16 protein-coding genes are annotated in these 16,920 nt (G+C 66.7%); 11 read left to right on the top strand and 5 right to left on the bottom strand.

Features of this window, described 5'->3' with window-relative positions; genetic code table 11:
• Positions 1–94: 94 nt before the first annotated feature.
• The 9 genes from ACFO0G_RS15145 (at position 95) to ACFO0G_RS15105 (ending at position 10,078) form a co-directional block, all read left to right on the top strand.
• Positions 95–889 (top strand): IclR family transcriptional regulator, encoded by a 795-nt coding sequence (locus ACFO0G_RS15145; RefSeq protein ID WP_376978618.1) that lies wholly within the window; start codon positions 95–97, stop codon positions 887–889.
• Positions 890–1,014: 125 nt separating this feature from the next.
• Positions 1,015–2,292 carry a cytochrome P450 gene (locus tag ACFO0G_RS15140; protein WP_376978616.1) on the top strand — a complete coding sequence of 426 codons (1,278 nt, stop codon included), beginning with the start codon at positions 1,015–1,017 and terminating at the stop codon, positions 2,290–2,292.
• A 5-nt stretch (positions 2,293–2,297) separates the two neighbouring features.
• A complete protein-coding gene (locus ACFO0G_RS15135) occupies positions 2,298–3,371 on the top strand; it encodes a PEP/pyruvate-binding domain-containing protein (protein WP_376978614.1) in 1,074 nt (357 codons plus the stop codon).
• 61 nt (positions 3,372–3,432) lie between these two features.
• On the top strand, positions 3,433–5,301 hold the full coding sequence (locus tag ACFO0G_RS15130; RefSeq protein WP_376978612.1) for a PEP-utilizing enzyme: 1,869 nt from the start codon (positions 3,433–3,435) through the stop codon (positions 5,299–5,301).
• Between the two features lie 37 nt (positions 5,302–5,338).
• Positions 5,339–6,088: an SDR family NAD(P)-dependent oxidoreductase gene (locus ACFO0G_RS15125; protein WP_286400765.1), complete on the top strand. Its 750-nt coding sequence runs from the start codon at positions 5,339–5,341 to the stop codon at positions 6,086–6,088.
• A 50-nt stretch (positions 6,089–6,138) separates the two neighbouring features.
• Positions 6,139–6,459: a 2Fe-2S iron-sulfur cluster-binding protein gene (locus ACFO0G_RS15120; RefSeq protein ID WP_376978610.1), complete on the top strand. Its 321-nt coding sequence runs from the start codon at positions 6,139–6,141 to the stop codon at positions 6,457–6,459.
• Between the two features lie 2 nt (positions 6,460–6,461).
• A complete protein-coding gene (locus ACFO0G_RS15115; RefSeq protein ID WP_376978608.1) occupies positions 6,462–7,763 on the top strand; it encodes an NAD(P)/FAD-dependent oxidoreductase in 1,302 nt (433 codons plus the stop codon).
• A 30-nt stretch (positions 7,764–7,793) separates the two neighbouring features.
• A complete protein-coding gene (locus tag ACFO0G_RS15110; protein ID WP_376978606.1) occupies positions 7,794–8,564 on the top strand; it encodes an HD domain-containing protein in 771 nt (256 codons plus the stop codon).
• Complete coding sequence (locus tag ACFO0G_RS15105; protein ID WP_376978604.1) at positions 8,561–10,078, top strand: aldehyde dehydrogenase family protein; 1,518 nt, start codon at positions 8,561–8,563, stop codon at positions 10,076–10,078. Before ACFO0G_RS15110 ends, ACFO0G_RS15105 begins: the two co-directional genes overlap by 4 nt.
• 91 nt (positions 10,079–10,169) lie before the next feature.
• Here ACFO0G_RS15105 and ACFO0G_RS15100 read toward each other — a convergent pair whose 3' ends face one another.
• The gene (locus ACFO0G_RS15100; protein WP_286400775.1) at positions 10,170–11,153 is read right to left on the bottom strand and encodes a trypsin-like serine peptidase; all 984 of its coding nucleotides are present in this window, start codon (positions 11,151–11,153) and stop codon (positions 10,170–10,172) included.
• Between the two features lie 140 nt (positions 11,154–11,293).
• Entirely contained in the window at positions 11,294–11,866 is a 573-nt protein-coding gene (locus ACFO0G_RS15095) for an MOSC domain-containing protein (protein WP_286400777.1), read from the bottom strand.
• A 61-nt stretch (positions 11,867–11,927) separates the two neighbouring features.
• On the opposite strand from ACFO0G_RS15095, the gene ACFO0G_RS15090 reads away from it, so the two are divergent.
• The gene (locus ACFO0G_RS15090) at positions 11,928–12,890 is read left to right on the top strand and encodes an alpha/beta hydrolase (RefSeq protein ID WP_376978601.1); all 963 of its coding nucleotides are present in this window, start codon (positions 11,928–11,930) and stop codon (positions 12,888–12,890) included.
• Here the strand turns inward: ACFO0G_RS15090 and ACFO0G_RS15085 are convergent.
• The 3 genes from ACFO0G_RS15085 to ACFO0G_RS15075 form a co-directional block, all read right to left on the bottom strand.
• On the bottom strand, positions 12,887–15,274 hold the full coding sequence (locus ACFO0G_RS15085; RefSeq protein ID WP_376978599.1) for an ATP-binding cassette domain-containing protein: 2,388 nt from the start codon (positions 15,272–15,274) through the stop codon (positions 12,887–12,889). The genes ACFO0G_RS15090 and ACFO0G_RS15085 overlap by 4 nt on opposite strands.
• 95 nt (positions 15,275–15,369) lie before the next feature.
• Entirely contained in the window at positions 15,370–15,789 is a 420-nt protein-coding gene (locus ACFO0G_RS15080) for a VOC family protein (protein ID WP_224024085.1), read from the bottom strand.
• A complete protein-coding gene (locus tag ACFO0G_RS15075) occupies positions 15,786–16,235 on the bottom strand; it encodes a helix-turn-helix transcriptional regulator (RefSeq protein WP_376978597.1) in 450 nt (149 codons plus the stop codon). The genes ACFO0G_RS15080 and ACFO0G_RS15075 overlap by 4 nt, the downstream gene beginning before the upstream one ends.
• 223 nt (positions 16,236–16,458) lie before the next feature.
• On the opposite strand from ACFO0G_RS15075, the gene ACFO0G_RS15070 reads away from it, so the two are divergent.
• The gene (locus ACFO0G_RS15070; protein WP_286400788.1) at positions 16,459–16,860 is read left to right on the top strand and encodes a CBU_0592 family membrane protein; all 402 of its coding nucleotides are present in this window, start codon (positions 16,459–16,461) and stop codon (positions 16,858–16,860) included.
• The last annotated feature ends 60 nt before the right edge of the window (positions 16,861–16,920 follow it).

Raw genomic sequence — 16,920 nt, 5'->3', positions numbered from 1 at the left:
GGGAAAGCGGCGCGGCCAAGACCCGTTCCCGCGCTTAGACTCTTTCCGGACGCTGCAGGCACCTTGGCCCAGCGCCAGGAGCGAGGAGGCCCCCATGGCCGGCGGCAACCGCGACCCCGGACGCACCGTGACGTCCAAAGTGCTGTCCATCCTGGAAGCATTCGAAACCTCCCGCGGCGCCCTCAGCCTGACCGACATTGCAGACAAATCCGGGCTGCCGCTCAGCACAGCGCACCGCCTGGTGAACGAACTGACCGACTGGGGATTCCTGTCGCGGGAACCGAACGGCCGCTACCAGCTGGGGATCCGGCTGTGGGAGCTGGCGCAGAACACCGGCCGCCAGCTGCGCGACGCCGCCCACCCCTACATCCAGGACCTGTTCTCGCTCACCGGCGAAACGGCACACCTGGCCATCCGGGCCGGCAACGAGGTCCTCTACATTGACCGGGTCTACGGCTCCAAGCGCGTGCCCCGCGCGTCCCGGGTGGGCGGCCGCCTGCCCATGCACGCCACGGCCGTCGGAAAGGTCATCCTGGCCTTCGAAGACGACTGGGTGCGCGACGCCTACCTGCACCGGGACCTGGAACGGGCCACCGCCCACACCCACATCGATCCCCAGAGGTTCGCGGCCGAGCTGGCGGACATCCATGCGCAGGGCTATGCCACCACCCTCGAGGAAGTTCGCCTTGGCTCTTGCTCCATTGCTGTCCCGGTGTTCCATACCGGCCGGATCGGCGCCGCGATCGGCCTGGTGCTGCCCACCGCCCAGGCATCCACCATGACCCGGTACCTTCCCGTCCTCAAGGGCATCTCGGCCCAAATCGAAAAGGCCACCGCGCGGATCCCCTTGGAGACGCTGATCGGCGTCCACAAAGGACCCCGCGGCTGACCCCGATCGCTTCCGTCCAGTGGAAGCCGGTGCTGTTCCCGCCCGGTGATGTGGACCACACTGGTCACTAAGAAACCCCCGCCGCCCCCAAGGTGCCGGGCGGAGCCAAGACACCAGGAGTCAACATGTCATCGTCGACAGAAACGGCTGGCCGCTGTCCTTTCGGGTACGGCGCCGAAGCCCCCGCCGGGCACCACGGCTACGAACCCTTCCAGATGAAGGATCCCTTCACCGCCTACGCAGAGCTCCGGGCCGAGCAGCCCGTGATGCTCGATGAGCGCACCGGCCTGTACGTCGTCTCCCGGTACGACGACATCAAAGCCGTCTTCGAGGACTGGGAAACGTTCTCCAGCGAAAACGCCCAGGCCCCGGTCCGGGAACGCGGACCCGCCGCGAAAAAGATCATGGAAGAGGGCGGCTTCACCGCCTACTCCGGCCTGTCCGCGCGCCGCCCGCCGGAGCACACCCGCATCCGCGCCGTAGTGCAGAAGGCCTTCACGCCCCGCCGCTACAAGGCGCTGGAACCGTTCATCCGGCAGAACGTGGTGGACCTGCTCGAAAAGATGCTGTCCCGCGAAGAGCGCCGCGGGGACCTGGTCAAGGACCTGGCCTACGACGTTCCCACCATCACCATCCTCACCCTGATCGGGGCGGACGTTTCCCAGGTGGACACGTTCAAGCGCTGGTCCGACTCCCGCGCCGCCATGACCTGGGGCGATCTGAGCGACGAGCAGCAGATCCCGCACGCCCACAACCTGGTGGAGTACTGGCAGGAATGCCTGCGCCTGGTCCGGGTGGCGCACGAAGAGGGCGGCGACAACCTCACGGCGGACCTGGTCAAGGCCCAGCAGGACGGCGCCGAGATCTCGGACCATGAAATCGCCTCGGTCCTCTACAGCCTGCTCTTTGCCGGCCACGAGACCACCACCACCCTCATCTCCAACGCCCTGCGCGAGCTCCTGGCCCGCCCCGAACAGTGGCAGCAGCTGGTGGACGATCCCAAGAAAATTCCCGCCGCCATCGACGAGGTCCTCCGCTACGCCGGCTCGATCGTCGGCTGGCGCCGCAAGGCCCTCAAGGACACCGAGGTGGGCGGGGTTCCCATCGAGCAAGGCTCGCAGCTGCTGCTCCTGATGGGCTCGGCCAACCGCGACGAAACCAAGTTCGAGGCCGGGGAGGACTTCGACATCACCCGGCCCAACGCCCGCGAGCACCTCTCCTTCGGGTTCGGCATCCACTACTGCCTGGGCAACATGCTCGCCAAGCTGCAGGCAAAAATCGCACTCGAGGAAGTGGCCCGGCTCGCCCCCGGCCTGCAGCTCGACGCCCCGGAGGACATCGCCTTCCGCGAAAACCTGTCCTTCCGTGTTCCCGAGACCGTTCCTGTCACCTGGAAGGCCTAAGCACCATGCAAAGCAACAAATACGTTCAGTTCTTCGACGGCGGCATCGAGCCGAAGCTTGAAAACCTCGGCGGCAAGGGCGCGTCCCTGGTCACCATGACCTCAGCCGGCATGCCCGTTCCGCCCGGCTTTGTGGTCACCACCGCGCAGTTCGATGCCTTCATGGACGAAGCCGGCATCACGGCGAAGATCCACGAACTGCTCGCTGGGCTGGACCCTGAGGACACCCGGCAGGTGGACCAGGTGTCCGCAGCCATCCGCGAGGACATCTGCTCCCGGCCGGTGCCTGAAAAGCTGCGCAGCCTGACCATCGAGGCCTACGAATCCCTGAGGGGACGCTTCGACGCGCCTGTTCCGGTGGCCGTCCGGTCCAGCGCCACCGCGGAGGACCTGCCGGATGCGTCGTTCGCCGGGCAGCAGGACACCTACCTCTGGCTGGACGGCGTCAAGGCGGTCACCGAGCACATCCGCCAGTGCTGGGCTTCGCTCTACACGTCCCGCGCCATCATCTACCGGCTCAAGAACAGCATCCCCAACGAAGGCCTGTCCATGGCAGTGGTGGTGCAGAAAATGGTTAACTCCAAAGTCTCCGGCGTGGCCATCACCATGGATCCCACCAACGGCGACCGATCCAAGATCACCATCGATTCGTCCTACGGGGTGGGCGAGATGGTGGTCTCCGGCCAGGTCACCCCGGACAACATCGTGCTGGACAAGGTGACCCTCGCCGTCGTCACCGAACACCTGGGCGACAAGCACGCCGAACTAGTTCCCGACTCCGGTGCCAGGCGCCTGGTGGAACGCGAGGTCGACGACGAACGCCGCGGCCGCCGCAGCCTCACCGACGCCGAGCTCACCGCCGTCGCCCAGATGGCCAAGCGGGCCGAGAAGCACTACAAGTGCCCGCAGGACATCGAATGGGCCCTCGACGCCGACCTCCCCGACGGTGAAAACCTGCTGCTCCTGCAGTCCCGGCCGGAAACTGTCCACTCCTCCAAGCCGGCGACCGCGCCGCAGCCCGTCGTCACCGGCGGCTACTTCAGCGGACTGAGCACTCCCGTGCTCAAGCCGACCGCCTGATCCGAAACCCAAGGCTTCACCCCACCGTGGCTCACCGCCGAGCCCTCCCGAAAGGACCGCCATGTCCATGAAGTCGTTCCCCAAGCCCTCCCAGCTGCCGGTTCCCGCCGGGGCCGAGGGCTGGGAAAAGATCTACCCCTACTATCTGGTCTTCCAGGACAAGCTCAAGGAGCAGGAGGACGCCAAGTTCTGGTTCTGCGACAGCCAGCACTGGCCCACCGTGTTCAAGCCGTTCGAGACCATCGGCGGCGAATTCGCGGTCAAGTGCCTGGGCCAGTACAACGCCCGGCACCTGATGATCCCCAACGCCAACGGCATCGAGTTCCGCATCCACCTGGGCTACCTCTACATGTCCCCCATTCCCGTCCCGGAGGACCAGATCGCCGCCCGCGTGCCACTGTTCGAGCAGCGCGTCGGCCACTACTTCCAGAACTGGGAGCAGCTCCTCAAGGACTGGCACGTCAAGGTCAAGGGCACCATCGACGAGATGGAAACCATCTCCTTCCCCAGGCTTCCGGACATGGTCCCCATGGAGGACATCACCTCCGGCAAGGGCAAGGACGGCTCCGAGAAGCTCCTGGAAAGCTACGACCGCCTCATCCAGCTGGCCTACCAGAACTGGCAATACCACTTCGAGTTCCTGAACCTGGGCTACATCGCCTACCTGGACTTCTTCAACTTCTGCAAGCAGGTCTTCCCCAACATCCCGGACCAGTCCATCGCCAGCATGGTCCAGGGCGTGGACATGGAACTGTTCCGCCCCGATGACGAGCTCAAGCAGCTCGCCAAGCTCGCCGTCGAACTGGGCCTCCAACCGCACTTTGGAAACACGGACGACGTCGAAGCTACTTTGGGTGCCATCGCCGCCGCCCCGGGCGGGGACCGCTGGCTGGCCCAGTACGAAGGTGCCAAGCACCCGTGGTTCAACTTCACCGTGGGCAACGGCTTCTACGGCCACGACAAGTACTGGAACGTGAACCAGGAAATCCCGCTGGGCTACATCGCCGACTACATCCGGCGCGTGGACGAAGGCCAGGAAATCATGCGTCCCGTCGACGCCCTGATCACCGAACGCGACCGCATCATCGAGGAATACCGTGACCTCCTCGAAGGCGACAACCAGGCAGTCTTCGACGCCAAGCGCGGCCTCGCCGCCACCGCCTACCCCTACGTGGAGAACCACAACTTCTACATCGAGCACTGGACCATGGGCGTCTTCTGGCGCAAGATCCGCGAACTCTCCCGCATGATGCACGCCGAAGGTTTCTGGACCCAACCGGACGATCTGCTCTACTTGGGCCGCAACGAGGTCCGCGATGCCCTCTTCGACCTCGTCACCGGCTGGGGCGTCGGGGCCAAGCCCGTCGGCCCCGACTACTGGCCCGAGGAGATCGAACGCCGCCGCGGCATCGTGGACGCCCTCAAGACCGCCCGCCCCGCGCCCGCCCTGAACACCCCGCCGGCCTCCATCACCGAACCCTTCACCCGGATGCTCTGGGGCATCACCACCGAACAGGTCCAGCAGTGGCTGGGAGCCGGTGAAGAAGTGGAAGGCGGCGGACTCCGCGGCATGGCCGCCTCACCCGGCGTGGTGGAAGGCCTGGCCCGCGTGGTCACCGACGCCGACCAGCTCTCCGAAGTCCAGCAGGGCGAGATCCTGGTGGCCACGGTGACGGCACCCTCCTGGGGACCCATCTTCGGCAAGATCAGCGCAACGGTCACGGACATCGGCGGCATGATGAGCCACGCCGCGATCGTGTGCCGCGAGTACGGCCTGCCGGCCGTCACCGGAACGGGCTCCGGGTCAACCACCATCAAGACCGGGCAGCGGCTGCGTGTGGACGGCACCAAGGGCACGGTCCGGATCCTGGACGCCGAGGACGACCTTGTGGTTGCCGGCCCCGGCGCCCACAGTCACAGCCATGTCTGATCTGGACATGCCCTCGGGAGAATATTCCACTGAGGGCATGAATGAAAGAACGGTCCTCATCACGGGAGCCGCCGGTGGGCTGGGAAGGGCGTTCGCGCTCGGCTTTGCCGGCCGCGGATACCGGGTGGCGGTGGCCGACATCAACCTCGAAGGTGCCGAACAGACCGCCAAGCTGGTCCGCGAGGCCGGCGCCGGCGCCGGCGCCGCAGCCTTCGCCGCCGACGTGACCGATGTGGACTCCACGGAGCAGCTCGCGAAAAGCTGCGCGGAGTTCGGGAACGGCCGTATCGACGTCGTCCTAAACAACGCCGCCGTCTACGCGGGGGTGACCCGCAGCCGCTTCGAGGACATCGATCCGGCCGAATGGGACCTGGTGATGAACGTCAACCTCAAAGGCCCCTGGCTGGTGACCCGCGCCGCCAGCCCCTACCTGGCCGAGGGCGGGCGCGTCATCAACCTCTCCAGCGCCACGATCTTCAGCGGCTCCGAACAATGGGCGCACTACGTCGCCTCCAAGGGCGGCGTGGTGGCCCTCACCCGGGTCATGGCCAAGGAACTGGGCCGGCGTGGGATCACGGTGAACGCCATCGCCCCGGGGTTCACTCTCACCGAAGCCAGCTACGGGCTCATGGAAAACGCCGAGAACTACGGCGTGGACCGCGGAGCGATCAAACGCGCCAGCCAGCCTGAGGACATCGTGGGCGCCGCCCTGTTCCTCGCCGGGCCGGACAGCTCCTACTACACCGGCCAGACCATGGTGGTGGACGGCGGCCGGCAGTTCATCTGACCGGCCACCCCTGCCACCATCGAAACCAACTTCAACCAAGGAGGACCACAATGCCAACGGTTCACTTCACCGACGCAGAAGGCACCGTCCGGGACGTCGAAGGCAACGCAGGCGATTCGGTCATGGAAACCGCGGTGCGCAGCGGCGTCCCCGGCATCGTGGCCGAATGCGGCGGCTCACTGTCCTGCGCCACCTGCCACGTCTTCGTCCGCGAGGACTGTGCCTCGCAGTTGCCCCCTATGGAGGACATGGAGGACGAGATGCTCTACGGCACCGCCGTGGACCGCGAGGACAACTCCCGGCTGTCCTGCCAGCTCCGCCTGACGGAAGAGCTCGAACTCTTCGTCACCACCCCCGAAACCCAGGTGTAGCCATGGGAACGCAGGCAGTGGAGCAGGAAACCGAAACGGCCACGGTTCCTACCCGGACCGGGCTCCTGATCATTGGCGCCAGCCAGTCCGGCGTGCAGCTGGCGGTATCGCTCCGGGCGCTGGGCTTCGACGAACACATCACCCTGCTGGGGGACGAGGACCACCGCCCATACCAGCGGCCGGCGCTGTCCAAGGAGTTCCTGCAGGGCACCGTGGAAAGCGAATCCCTGATCTTCCGGTCCAACGACTACTGGGCCGAGCACAACGTTGACCTGGTCAAGGGTGAATACATCGTCCGGATCGACAAGGAACCGGACGGCTCCGGGGTGGCGCACGCGTCCTCCGGCCGGGAGTTTCCGTTCAAGCGGCTGGCCCTTACCGTGGGAGCCCGCGCCCGGAAGCTGGAGATCGAGGGCAGCGGCCTGGACGGCGTGCTCTACCTCCGCAACGCCGACGACGCCCTGGCGCTGAAGGCCAAGGTGGGCGATGCCACGGATGTGGTGGTCATCGGCGGCGGGTTCATCGGCCTCGAAGCCGCGTCCAGCCTGCAGAAGATGGGAAAGAATGTCACCGTGCTCGAGTTCGGGCCCCGCCTGGTGGGCCGGGCCGTGGGAGAGGAGACCGCCGAATACTTCCTGCAGGCCCACCGGTCCCGCGGACTGGACATCCGCCTCAACACCAGTGCGGCGCGCTTCACCGCAGACGACGGCGGCACGCGCGTTGCCGCCGTCGAACTCCAGGACGGGACGGTCCTGCCGGCACAGATCGTCCTGATCGGCATCGGCGTCATTCCCAACACCCAGCTGGCGGAACAGCTGGGCCTGGCCGTGGACAACGGCGTGGTGGTGGACCGGTTCGCGCTTGCCTCCGACGGCACCACGGTGGCTGTGGGGGACGTCGCCAACATGCCCAACCCCGTTCCCGGCTCCGAGCCCGGGGAACGGATCCGGCTGGAAAGCGTCAACAACGCCATCGAGCACGCCAAAGTGGCCGCGTATTCGCTGACCGGACGGCGCGAGGAATACGCCGGCATCCCCTGGTTCTGGTCCAACCAGGCGGACCTCAAGCTGCAGATCGCCGGGCTGTGCAGCGGCTACGACCAGACCGTGGTCCGGAACGACCAGGAACGCGGAAAATTCAGCGTCCTCTACTACCGGCAGGGCCGCATCATCGCCGCGGACTGCGTGAACGCGCCGCTGGACTTCATGGCCGTCAAGAACGCGCTCGCCAAGGGCCTCAACATTCCCGCCGAAGCCGCCGCAGACCCCGGCACCCAACTCAAGACCATCACCACGGACAGCTAGCCGCGAGGCCGGCAAACCCGAAGGAGCATTATGAGCACCCCCAAGACGCCGTTTGCCCCGGCGGAGCCCGGCACCGCCGCCGGGAGCGCCCCCGGCACCGCACCGGACACGGGCGACGCCCTGGCCGATGCCTTCGCTGCCGACTACAGCGTCCGCCCCATCCCCGCCGCGGGTCCCGTGGACACCACCCCCATTGCCGGCACCCCCGCGGCCGTGGATTCGCTCGATGCGCTCTGGAAGGCAGTGGTCCACGAAACCAGGGCCCGCGGCAACGACATCCACCTGCCCATCTCCCTGGCCTTCGCCGAACGGCTGTGCCGGGCCTACCCGGACGCGGACGCCGAACTGGTGCGGGTCGCCACGCTGCTGCACGACACCGGCTGGGCCCACGTGGATGAGTCCCGGATCCTTTCGGAAGGGTTCGCGGGGGACTGGCGCAAGGCCGCCATCCGCTATGAGCATGAGAAGCAGGGCTGCGACGTGGCACGCCGGGTCCTTCCCGGTCTGGGCTACACTCCCGGGTTCGTGGACAGGGTCTGCGCAATCATCGACGGCCACGACACCCGGCCCGTGGCCCGCTCCCTGGAGGACGCGCTGATGCGTGACGCGGACAGGCTGTGGCGGTTCGACCACGCCGGCATCGCCCTGGCCTCATCCTGGTTCGGGATGGATCCCGCCACCTACACGGACCGGCTGGCCGCCGATATCATCCCCGAACTCATCACCGAGGCCGCCCTCGAGATGGCCACCGCTGACCTTGCCCGGTCCAACGCCCTGCTGAAAACGGCGGTGATCCGATGACCTCCGCTACGCATGACGCACCGGCCCTGGCCGCGCGGTCCGGCCTGGCCCTGCCGCACACCCACGTGGACACCATCTACGTCGACGGCGCCTGGCAGCCCTCCCGGGGCACCGGCCGGAACCCGGTCACCGACCCCGCCACCGGCGAAGTCTGGGGCTCTGTCCCGAACGGCACGCCGGAGGACGTGGACGCCGCCGTCGGCTCCGCCCGACAGGCTTTCGACGGCGGGTGGCCAAGGCTGGCACCGTCCGAGCGGGCCGCCTACCTGCTCCGGATCGCCGATGAAGTGGAGAAACGCGCCGACGAACTCTCCCTGACCAATTCGCGGGAAAACGGATCCCCGGTAGCGGAATCCTCCGGTGCCGCGGCCAACGCCGCCGGCATCCTGCGCTACTTCGCCACCCTGGCCGGGTACCTGGAAGAGGAGGACGTCCGTCCCTTCCCCCGCGGCGGCGGCGAATCCGTGGTGCGGCGCGATCCCCTGGGCGTTTGCGCCCTGATCGCCCCGTGGAACTTTCCCATCAACCTGGTGATGATCAAGCTGGCGCCCGCGCTGCTCGCCGGAAACACCGTGGTGATCAAACCGGCGTCGCCAACCCCGCTCTCCATCCGGGTGATCATCGATGCCATCGCCGCTGCAGGCGTCCCGGCCGGCGTGGTCAACCTGGTCACCGGCTCCGGCCGCCTGGGCGACGTACTGGTCAAGCACCCCGGTGTGGCCAAGGTGGCGTTCACTGGATCGACGCCGGTGGGCCGGAAGATCGCCGCGGCCTGCGGTGAGCTGCTGCGCCCGGTCACGCTGGAGCTGGGCGGCAAGTCCAGCGCCATCGTGCTGCCGGACGCGGACCTGGACGCCATGTCCCGGGTGCTGATCAAGTCCTCCATGCGCAACACCGGGCAGACTTGCTACATCTCCACCCGCATCCTGGCCCCGGCCAGCCGTTACGACGAGGTGGTGGACATGGTCACGGCCACCATCGCCGCCGGGAAACAGGGCGACCCCCTGGATCCGGACACGGTGTTTGGCCCCTGCGCCACCGAAGCGCAGTACCGGACGGTCATGGAGTACGTCGAGCCCGGGCTGGCTGAAGGCGCCCGCGCCACCACCGGAGGGCGCCCTGCGTCGCTGACCGGAGGGCTGGAGAACGGCTACTTCATTGAACCCACGGTGTTCGCCGGCGTCACCCCTGACATGCGGATCGCCCGCGAGGAGATCTTCGGGCCGGTGATCACCATCCTCAAATACAACGACGCCGGTGGCAGCGTCGAAGAGGCAGTGGCACTGGCGAACAACACCGAGTTCGGCCTGGGCGGCCTGGTGTTCGGCCGGGACGAGGACGCCGCGCTCGCCGTGGCGGACCGCATGGACACGGGGTCAGTGGGACTGAACTTCTTCGCCTCCAACCACTCCGCCCCGTTCGGCGGCCGGCACGACTCCGGGCTGGGCACCGAGTACGGGATCGAGGGCCTCAACGCCTACCTGAGCTACAAATCCATCCACCGGAAGGCGTAGGCAGTACAACTTCCACACAAAAGGTCCGGCCGGTGTCAGCCACCGGCCGGACCCTCAGCGTCACGCCGCGGTCCGCTCTAAGGCGTCCGCGTTAAAGAGCGGAGGATGCGGAGTTGTATGCCTGCTGGATCACTGAGCCCCAGTACGGGCCATACATTTTGGTGGAGTTGCTGCCGTAGCCGTAGCTGTTGACCGAGTTTTGGTAACCGCTGGAGCTGGTGCCGATGAACCAGGGTCCACCCGAGGAACCGCCCGTCATGTTGCACGGAATTCCCTGGCTGTTGAACTGGGGATTGTAGGGATCGTTGGTGGCGGTGCCGGAGCAGCTCTTCAGGGATTCGCCGTTGAACGGTGAGGCTGCCGGGTAGCCGAATGCCTTGTAGGCGAGACCACGGGCGGCGTTGAAGCTGACGCCGGAGGCTCCGACAACGTCGGCCAGGTTGCGGCCGTTGAGCTGGCTCATCACGGCAAAGCCCGTGTCGTACTCCATGCTGCCGGACGAGCTCCACTGGGTGGGGGCGTAAAGTGCCTTGGCGGTCCACTTTCCGTAGGGCGCGGAGCCATTCAGGTACGCGGGAACGAATGTGAACTTGGTGGCAAAGGCTCCCGGACCTTCGTTGAGGCAGTGGCCGGCGGTGGAGACTGTGTTCCTGTTGGTGGACGCCACCGAGTTTGCCGAGCAGACATAGTTCGTGCCGCCGAGGGTGAAGAACACCTTGCCGATGTGGGGCACGGGGCTCTCGCTGGCGTTGGCCTTCGTCTGGATCTGGGGTGCGGAGCCCTGGATCCTGGTTTCCTGGCCCTTGGCCTGTTCCGGGAGCACTGCCGGGCTGGACTTCTGCCGGTCCACAGCCTTCTTGGCCAGAACGTCAGCGGGGATGGCCGAACGCATGCGTTCGGGTGTCCAGTAGTCGGCGCCGGTGGTGTCGGTGACGGCCGCGCTGCTGACGCCGGCAACGTCCTTCGTGTCCGACGGTGCGGGAGCCGCCGTTGCCTGACCCGCTGAGCAGAGGGCGAACAGTGCTGCTGAAGTGAGGCTCATGAGGCTTGTGGCCAGAGTCCTGGTTGATGTCATAGCTGTCCTCGGTAGGTTCGGGTGAAGCGGACCTGAGTTGTGGTTCGCTGGGGATGAACCTATCCCGGTATGACAAACTTGTAAATAATATTCTTCAATCAGTTAATGACTAAACGGATCTGTAATCTTTCGCACCAGGACTAGGGAAGCCGTGACGGCCGGAGCAGGCTTGGCTCGCCGGCCAGGCTGGAGTCCAGCGGCACCGGGCTGACCAGCACGGCGGGGCCGCGGTGCAGGAATCCGCTTGAGACGGCGCGGCAGCGGATGCCGCCGCGGCCTCGCATGGCGGGGTGCGCCCCTGGTGCCAGCATTTCGTTCATCCACGCGCAGGGCTGGGCGTGCCGCCCACCGTGCAGGGATACCGAGGAGCCGCCGGATTCCAGCACGAAGTCCTGCCCCAGCAGCGGGGCGAGCTGGGCTCCTCGCAACACCACGTTCCGGCGGGTCAACAGGGGATTGAACGGCGCCGCGCCCAGTTCGGCGGCGATGGCTTCGAGGGATTCGACGGCGAACAGGGTCACCGCGGCATCCATGTGTGCGGCCTTGCCGAAGAACCGGTCGCCCACGATGCCCTTGCCGGCCACCACCTCGGCCTGGTCCGCATCAGTGGTGGGGACGTCGGCGGCTCCGTCGCGGGCACGGCCGAAGTAGGCATGCGCGGGTGAGACCAGCAGGTGCAGGATCTCGACGTCGTACCGGAAGTTTTCGGGCATACGGCCAGCGTAAGCCAGGCCGGCATTGCAATCCTGCCGCCGGATGGAAGGATCAGGAACCATGGACACCTCACCCAGCAACCGGACCAGCGCGCCGCCCCGAAGACGGACGGCCATTTTCTGGGTATCAGCGGTCTGTGCCGCAGCACTGGTGGGCGTTGCACTGTGGATGTTGGCCGGCAATCCTGCCGTTCTGGGCGGCCACCCGTTGCTGCCGGGAATCCTGCTCGTTGCCCTTGCGGGGGGATTGGCGTGGGCGGTGCTGCTGTGGCTCCGCCGCGATGTCCCACGGCCCCGCTCCCGTGTCCGCGCCGTCGGTGCGTGGGCGGCCAGGCTTGCCGTTCTGGCGCTCGCTGCCGGCCTGGCCTGGCTCAACCCCTTCCCGTACCAGACGGGAGCGACGGCGGAGGCAGGCCCCGCGTCGGACCTCACTGTCACCGAAACCGCCACCGCCATCACCATGTCACCCGAGGGAAGCACAACCACCAAAGGATTGGTCTTCTACCCAGGCGCACGCGTGGACGCCCGGGCCTACCGGGACATCCTGGCCCCCGTGGTGGGGGCCGGGTGCCGGGTGGTCATCCTGAAGGAGCCGCTCGGGCTCAGCCTGCTGGACGGCAACCAGGCCCGCAGTGCCATCCAGGACAACCCGGACATCACCACGTGGGCCGTGGGCGGCCACTCGCTCGGCGGTGTCTCTGCATCCTCGTTCGCCCTCCACAATGCTGAAATCAAGGGCCTGGTCTTGTACGCCTCCTACCCGGTGGAGTCGCTGCACGGCCGGACCGGTCTGTCAGTCCTGTCCGTCTCCGGGAGCAGCGATGGGCTGAGCACCCCTGCAAAGATCGATGCCTCCCGCCAGCTGCTGCCCGCTGACACCGAATTTGCCGCTGTCCGGGGCGGAGTGCATGCCTTCTTCGGCGACTACGGCAACCAGCCGGGCGATGGTGAGCCCGCCGTAAGCCGGGTATCCGCCCAGCAGCAGATCGCCGCGGCCACCGTGTCATTCCTCGGGCGGCTCTAGGCGCCCACGTACGCTGCCAGGTGCTGGCCGGTGAGCGTGGCCCGGGCGGCCACCAGGTCAGCCGGGGTGCCCTCGAAGACGATCCTGCCGCCGTCGTGCCCTGCTCCCGGTCCGATGTCGATGATCCAGTCCCCGTGCGCCATCACCGCCTGATGGTGCTCGATGACGATCACCGACTTCCCGGAATCCACCAGCCGGTCCAGGAGGCCCAGCAGCTGTTCCACGTCGGCCAGGTGCAGGCCCACGGTGGGTTCGTCCAGGATGTAGACGTCCCCGGCCTCAGCCATCTGCGTGGCCAGCTTGAGCCGCTGGCGCTCGCCGCCGGACAGGGTGGTCAGCGGCTGGCCAAGAGTGATGTAGCCCAGCCCCACATCCGCCAGCCGGTCAAGGACCTTGTGCGCGGCGGGGGTCTTCGCCTCGCCATCGGCAAAATACGCCAGCGCCGCGTCCACGGACATGTCCAGCACGTCGGCGATGTTTTGCCCAGCCAGGGTGTATTCCAGGACCGCGGGCTGGAAGCGGCGGCCCTCGCAGTCCTCGCAGGTGGACTCCACCGTGGCCATGACGCCGAGCTCGGTGAAGATCACGCCGGCGCCGTTGCAGGTGGGGCATGCACCCTCGGAGTTGGAGCTGAACAAGGCAGGCTTCACTCCGTTGGCCTTGGCGAAGGCCTTGCGGATGGGCTCCAGCAGCCCGGTGTAGGTGGCCGGGTTGCTGCGCCGGGAGCCTTTGATGGCGCCTTGGTCGATCACCACCACGCCCTCCCGCTTGGCCAGCGAGCCGTGGATCAGCGAGCTCTTCCCGGACCCGGCCACGCCGGTTACCACGCACAGCACGCCGAGCGGCACATCGACGTCCACATCCTGCAGGTTGTTGGTGGACGCGCCACGGACCTCCAGGGCGCCCGTGGCGTTCCGGAAGGACTCCTTGAGGCGGGCGCGGTCGTCCAGGTGCCGGCCGGTGATGGTGTCGCTGGAACGCAGACCGTCCACGTCGCCTTCGTAGACGATCTCGCCGCCGCCGGTGCCGGCCTTGGGGCCGAGGTCGACGACGTGATCGGCGATGGTGATCATCTCCGGTTTGTGCTCCACCACCAGGACGGTGTTGCCTTTGTCCCGCAGCTGCAGCAGGAGAGTGTTCATCCGCTCGATGTCGTGCGGGTGCAGGCCGATGCTCGGCTCATCGAAAACGTAGGTGACGTCGGTGAGCGAGGAGCCCAGGTGGCGGATCATCTTGGTCCGCTGCGCCTCGCCGCCGGAGAGGGTGCCTGCCGGGCGGTCCAGGGAGAGGTAGCCAAGGCCGATCTCGGCGAAGGAGTCCAGCAGGTCCCGCAGCCCGGCGAGCAGCGGCCGGACCGAGGGCTCATCCAGTTCGCGGATCCACTGCGCCAGGTCGCTGATCTGCATGGTGCACAGGTCCGCGATGTTCTTGCCGTTGATCCTCGAGTTGAGGACTTCCGGGGTGAGCCGGGTCCCGCCGCAGTCCGGGCAGGTGGCGAAGGTGACGGCCCGCTCCACGAACCGCTTCACGTGCGGCTGCATGGCCTCCACGTCCTTGGAGAGCATGGACTTCTGGATCTTGGGGATGACACCCTCGAACGTGAGGTTGACGCCTTCCACCTTGATCTTGGTGGGTTCGGCGTACAGCATCGTGTCCAGTTGCTTGGCCGTGAACTTGGCGATCGGTTTGTCCATGGGCAGGCCCATGCCCTCGAACAGGCGGCCGTACCAGCCGTCCATGGAGTAGCCGGGGACGGTGAGGGCGCCTTCATTCAGGGACTTCGAGTCGTCGTACAGTGCCGCGCGGTCGATGTCGCTGATGTTGCCCATACCCTCGCAGCGCGGGCACATGCCGCCCAGATAGGTCACCTGGCGGACCACGTTCTTTTCCACCCGGCCGCCCTTTTCGGTGCTCATGATGCCGCTGGCCTTGCGGGTGGGAACGTTGAAGGAGAACGCGGTGGGCGGGCCCACGTAGGGCTTGCCAAGGCGGCTGAACAGGATCCGCAGCATGGCGTTGGCATCGGTGGCGGTGCCCACGGTGGAGCGGGGGTTGGCACCCATCCGCTCCTGGTCCACGATGATGGCCGTGGTCAGCCCTTCCAGCCGGTCCACGTCCGGGCGGGCCAGGCTGGGCATGAACCCCTGGACAAAGGCGCTGTAGGTTTCGTTGATCATCCGCTGTGATTCGGCGGCGATGGTGGCGAACACCAGCGAGCTCTTGCCGGAACCGGAAACACCCGTGAACGCGGTCAGCCGGCGCTTTGGCAGGTCAAGGCTGACGTTCTTCAGGTTGTTTTCCCGTGCGCCCTGCACCCGGATCAGGTCGTGGCTGTCGGCGATGTGCAGCGCCTGCCTGGTTTCGATGTCGGCTTCCGTGCTCAAGGTGTTCCCCCTCTTCCTGGAGCGGCGCCGGGCGGAGGCTGCGCTGGCAGCCGCCTGTCCGGCGTCGTCCGTTGTATACGTGTCTGTTTATATGCCTAAGGCTGCTGGTTGATACGGACCGTGTTGCCGGCGGGATCGCGAAAGGCGCAGTCCCGGATGCCGTACGGCTGGTCAATGGGTTCCTGCACAACGTCCGCGCCGGTTGCCTCCACTTTGGCGAAAGCGGCGTCCACGTCGGGGGAGGAGAGGACGATGGTGGCATAGGTGCCCTTGGCCATCATTTCGGTGATGGTGCGGCGCTCGTCCTCGGTGATGCCCGGATCCACTGCCGGCGGGTGCAGGACGATGGAGACGTCCTTCTGGCCGGCGGGGCCCACGGTGATCCAGCGCATGGTGCCGCGGCCCACGTCGTTCCGGATTTCGAAGCCGAGCGCGTCGCGGTAGAAGGCCAGTGAGGCGTCGGGATCGGTGGCGGGGAGGAAGGTTGAGGAAATGTTGATGTCCATGCCAGTCATGCTAGTAACGCCCCAACAGCCGGCGCTTCTCGATTCCTGACCGGTCTGCTGACCTGCTTTTCGACGCATGCAGGAATGCCCGCCGTTGCGCGTTCCGCCTCCTGCTTGTAGACACTCGGCGGCATGCCCACCAGCTCGCTGAAGCGGGTGCTAAACGTTCCCAGCGAGGAACAGCCCACGGCGAAGCAGACATCCGTGACACTGAGGTCGCCTTTGCGCAGCAACGCCATGGCCCGCTCGATGCGCCTTGTCATGAGGTAGCTGTAGGGCGATTCGCCGTAGGCCAGCTTGAAGCGGCGGCTGAAATGGCCGGCGGACATGTGCACGTCCTTCGCCAGCGATTCGACGTCCAGCGGCTGGGCGTACTCGCGGTCCATCCGGTCCTTGACCCGCCTCAGCTGGGTGAGTTCGCGGAGGTAGGGATCGGAAGGAGGGCTGCTGGTCACAGCTTCGATCGTGCTACGGCGGGCGGGCCTTGTCCAGACGTGGCGAGTATCACGTTTCGCCGGTAAAAGCGGTGTCCGGGCGCGGGATATGATTATGCCGCTGACCAGCATGAGGTCCTCGCCCGAACAGGGCTCGAGTAACCCGGCATCCGGCAAAACCAACCCGTTACACCCCCTCCTGAACCTTGCCCGAATACTGCTCGGGGACCCTTGAAAGGACGCCATGAATCTGCTGTGGGAACTCGCCGGATGGGCTGGCGCTGTTGCGATTCTCAGTGCGTACCTTGCCGTTTCCATGGGGTGGCTGAAGGCGGGGAAGGGCTTCCAGACCGCCAACCTCTTCGGTTCCGTGGCCTTCATCATCAACGGCACCCTGCACAGCGCCTGGCCCTCCGTTGTCACCAACGTGGCCTGGTTCCTGATCTCGGCCGTGGCGCTGGTCCGCATGCGTGCGGAGGAGGCGGCCGCCGAGCCGGTCGAGGCTGCCCATGTCCAGTACCCGGGCGTCCCGGACTCCACGGGCCAGATGGCCGTCGTCGAGGCCTTAACCGAGGCGCTGCCGGTGGTCTCTTCAGCTGTTGGTTCCGCGCCGGCTGTGGCGGACGGGCCGCGCCTGGCGCTGTAGCCCGGCTGGCGCGCCTGAGTGCACGATCGTCCATATAAGTGATCGTTTGTGCCATGGGAA

Source organism: Arthrobacter sedimenti (genome assembly GCF_042652025.1).
In the GTDB taxonomy this organism is placed as follows: Bacteria; Actinomycetota; Actinomycetes; order Actinomycetales; family Micrococcaceae; genus Arthrobacter; species Arthrobacter sedimenti.
The sequence above is the reverse complement of the archived record's forward strand: the minus strand, read 5'-3'. Positions and strand labels throughout refer to the sequence as shown.

Bases quoted from the DNA above. Each gene is read 5' to 3' on its own strand.
- ACFO0G_RS15145 (WP_376978618.1), top strand. From the start codon at position 95: ATGGCCGGCGGCAACCGCGACCCCGGACGCACCGTGACGTCCAAAGTG.
- ACFO0G_RS15140 (WP_376978616.1), top strand. From the start codon at position 1,015: ATGTCATCGTCGACAGAAACGGCTGGCCGCTGTCCTTTCGGGTACGGC.
- ACFO0G_RS15135 (WP_376978614.1), top strand. From the start codon at position 2,298: ATGCAAAGCAACAAATACGTTCAGTTCTTCGACGGCGGCATCGAGCCG.
- ACFO0G_RS15130 (WP_376978612.1), top strand. From the start codon at position 3,433: ATGTCCATGAAGTCGTTCCCCAAGCCCTCCCAGCTGCCGGTTCCCGCC.
- ACFO0G_RS15125 (WP_286400765.1), top strand. From the start codon at position 5,339: ATGAATGAAAGAACGGTCCTCATCACGGGAGCCGCCGGTGGGCTGGGA.
- ACFO0G_RS15120 (WP_376978610.1), top strand. From the start codon at position 6,139: ATGCCAACGGTTCACTTCACCGACGCAGAAGGCACCGTCCGGGACGTC.
- ACFO0G_RS15115 (WP_376978608.1), top strand. From the start codon at position 6,462: ATGGGAACGCAGGCAGTGGAGCAGGAAACCGAAACGGCCACGGTTCCT.
- ACFO0G_RS15110 (WP_376978606.1), top strand. From the start codon at position 7,794: ATGAGCACCCCCAAGACGCCGTTTGCCCCGGCGGAGCCCGGCACCGCC.
- ACFO0G_RS15105 (WP_376978604.1), top strand. From the start codon at position 8,561: ATGACCTCCGCTACGCATGACGCACCGGCCCTGGCCGCGCGGTCCGGC.
- ACFO0G_RS15100 (WP_286400775.1), bottom strand. From the start codon at position 11,153: ATGACATCAACCAGGACTCTGGCCACAAGCCTCATGAGCCTCACTTCA.
- ACFO0G_RS15095 (WP_286400777.1), bottom strand. From the start codon at position 11,866: ATGCCCGAAAACTTCCGGTACGACGTCGAGATCCTGCACCTGCTGGTC.
- ACFO0G_RS15090 (WP_376978601.1), top strand. From the start codon at position 11,928: ATGGACACCTCACCCAGCAACCGGACCAGCGCGCCGCCCCGAAGACGG.
- ACFO0G_RS15080 (WP_224024085.1), bottom strand. From the start codon at position 15,789: ATGACTGGCATGGACATCAACATTTCCTCAACCTTCCTCCCCGCCACC.
- ACFO0G_RS15070 (WP_286400788.1), top strand. From the start codon at position 16,459: ATGAATCTGCTGTGGGAACTCGCCGGATGGGCTGGCGCTGTTGCGATT.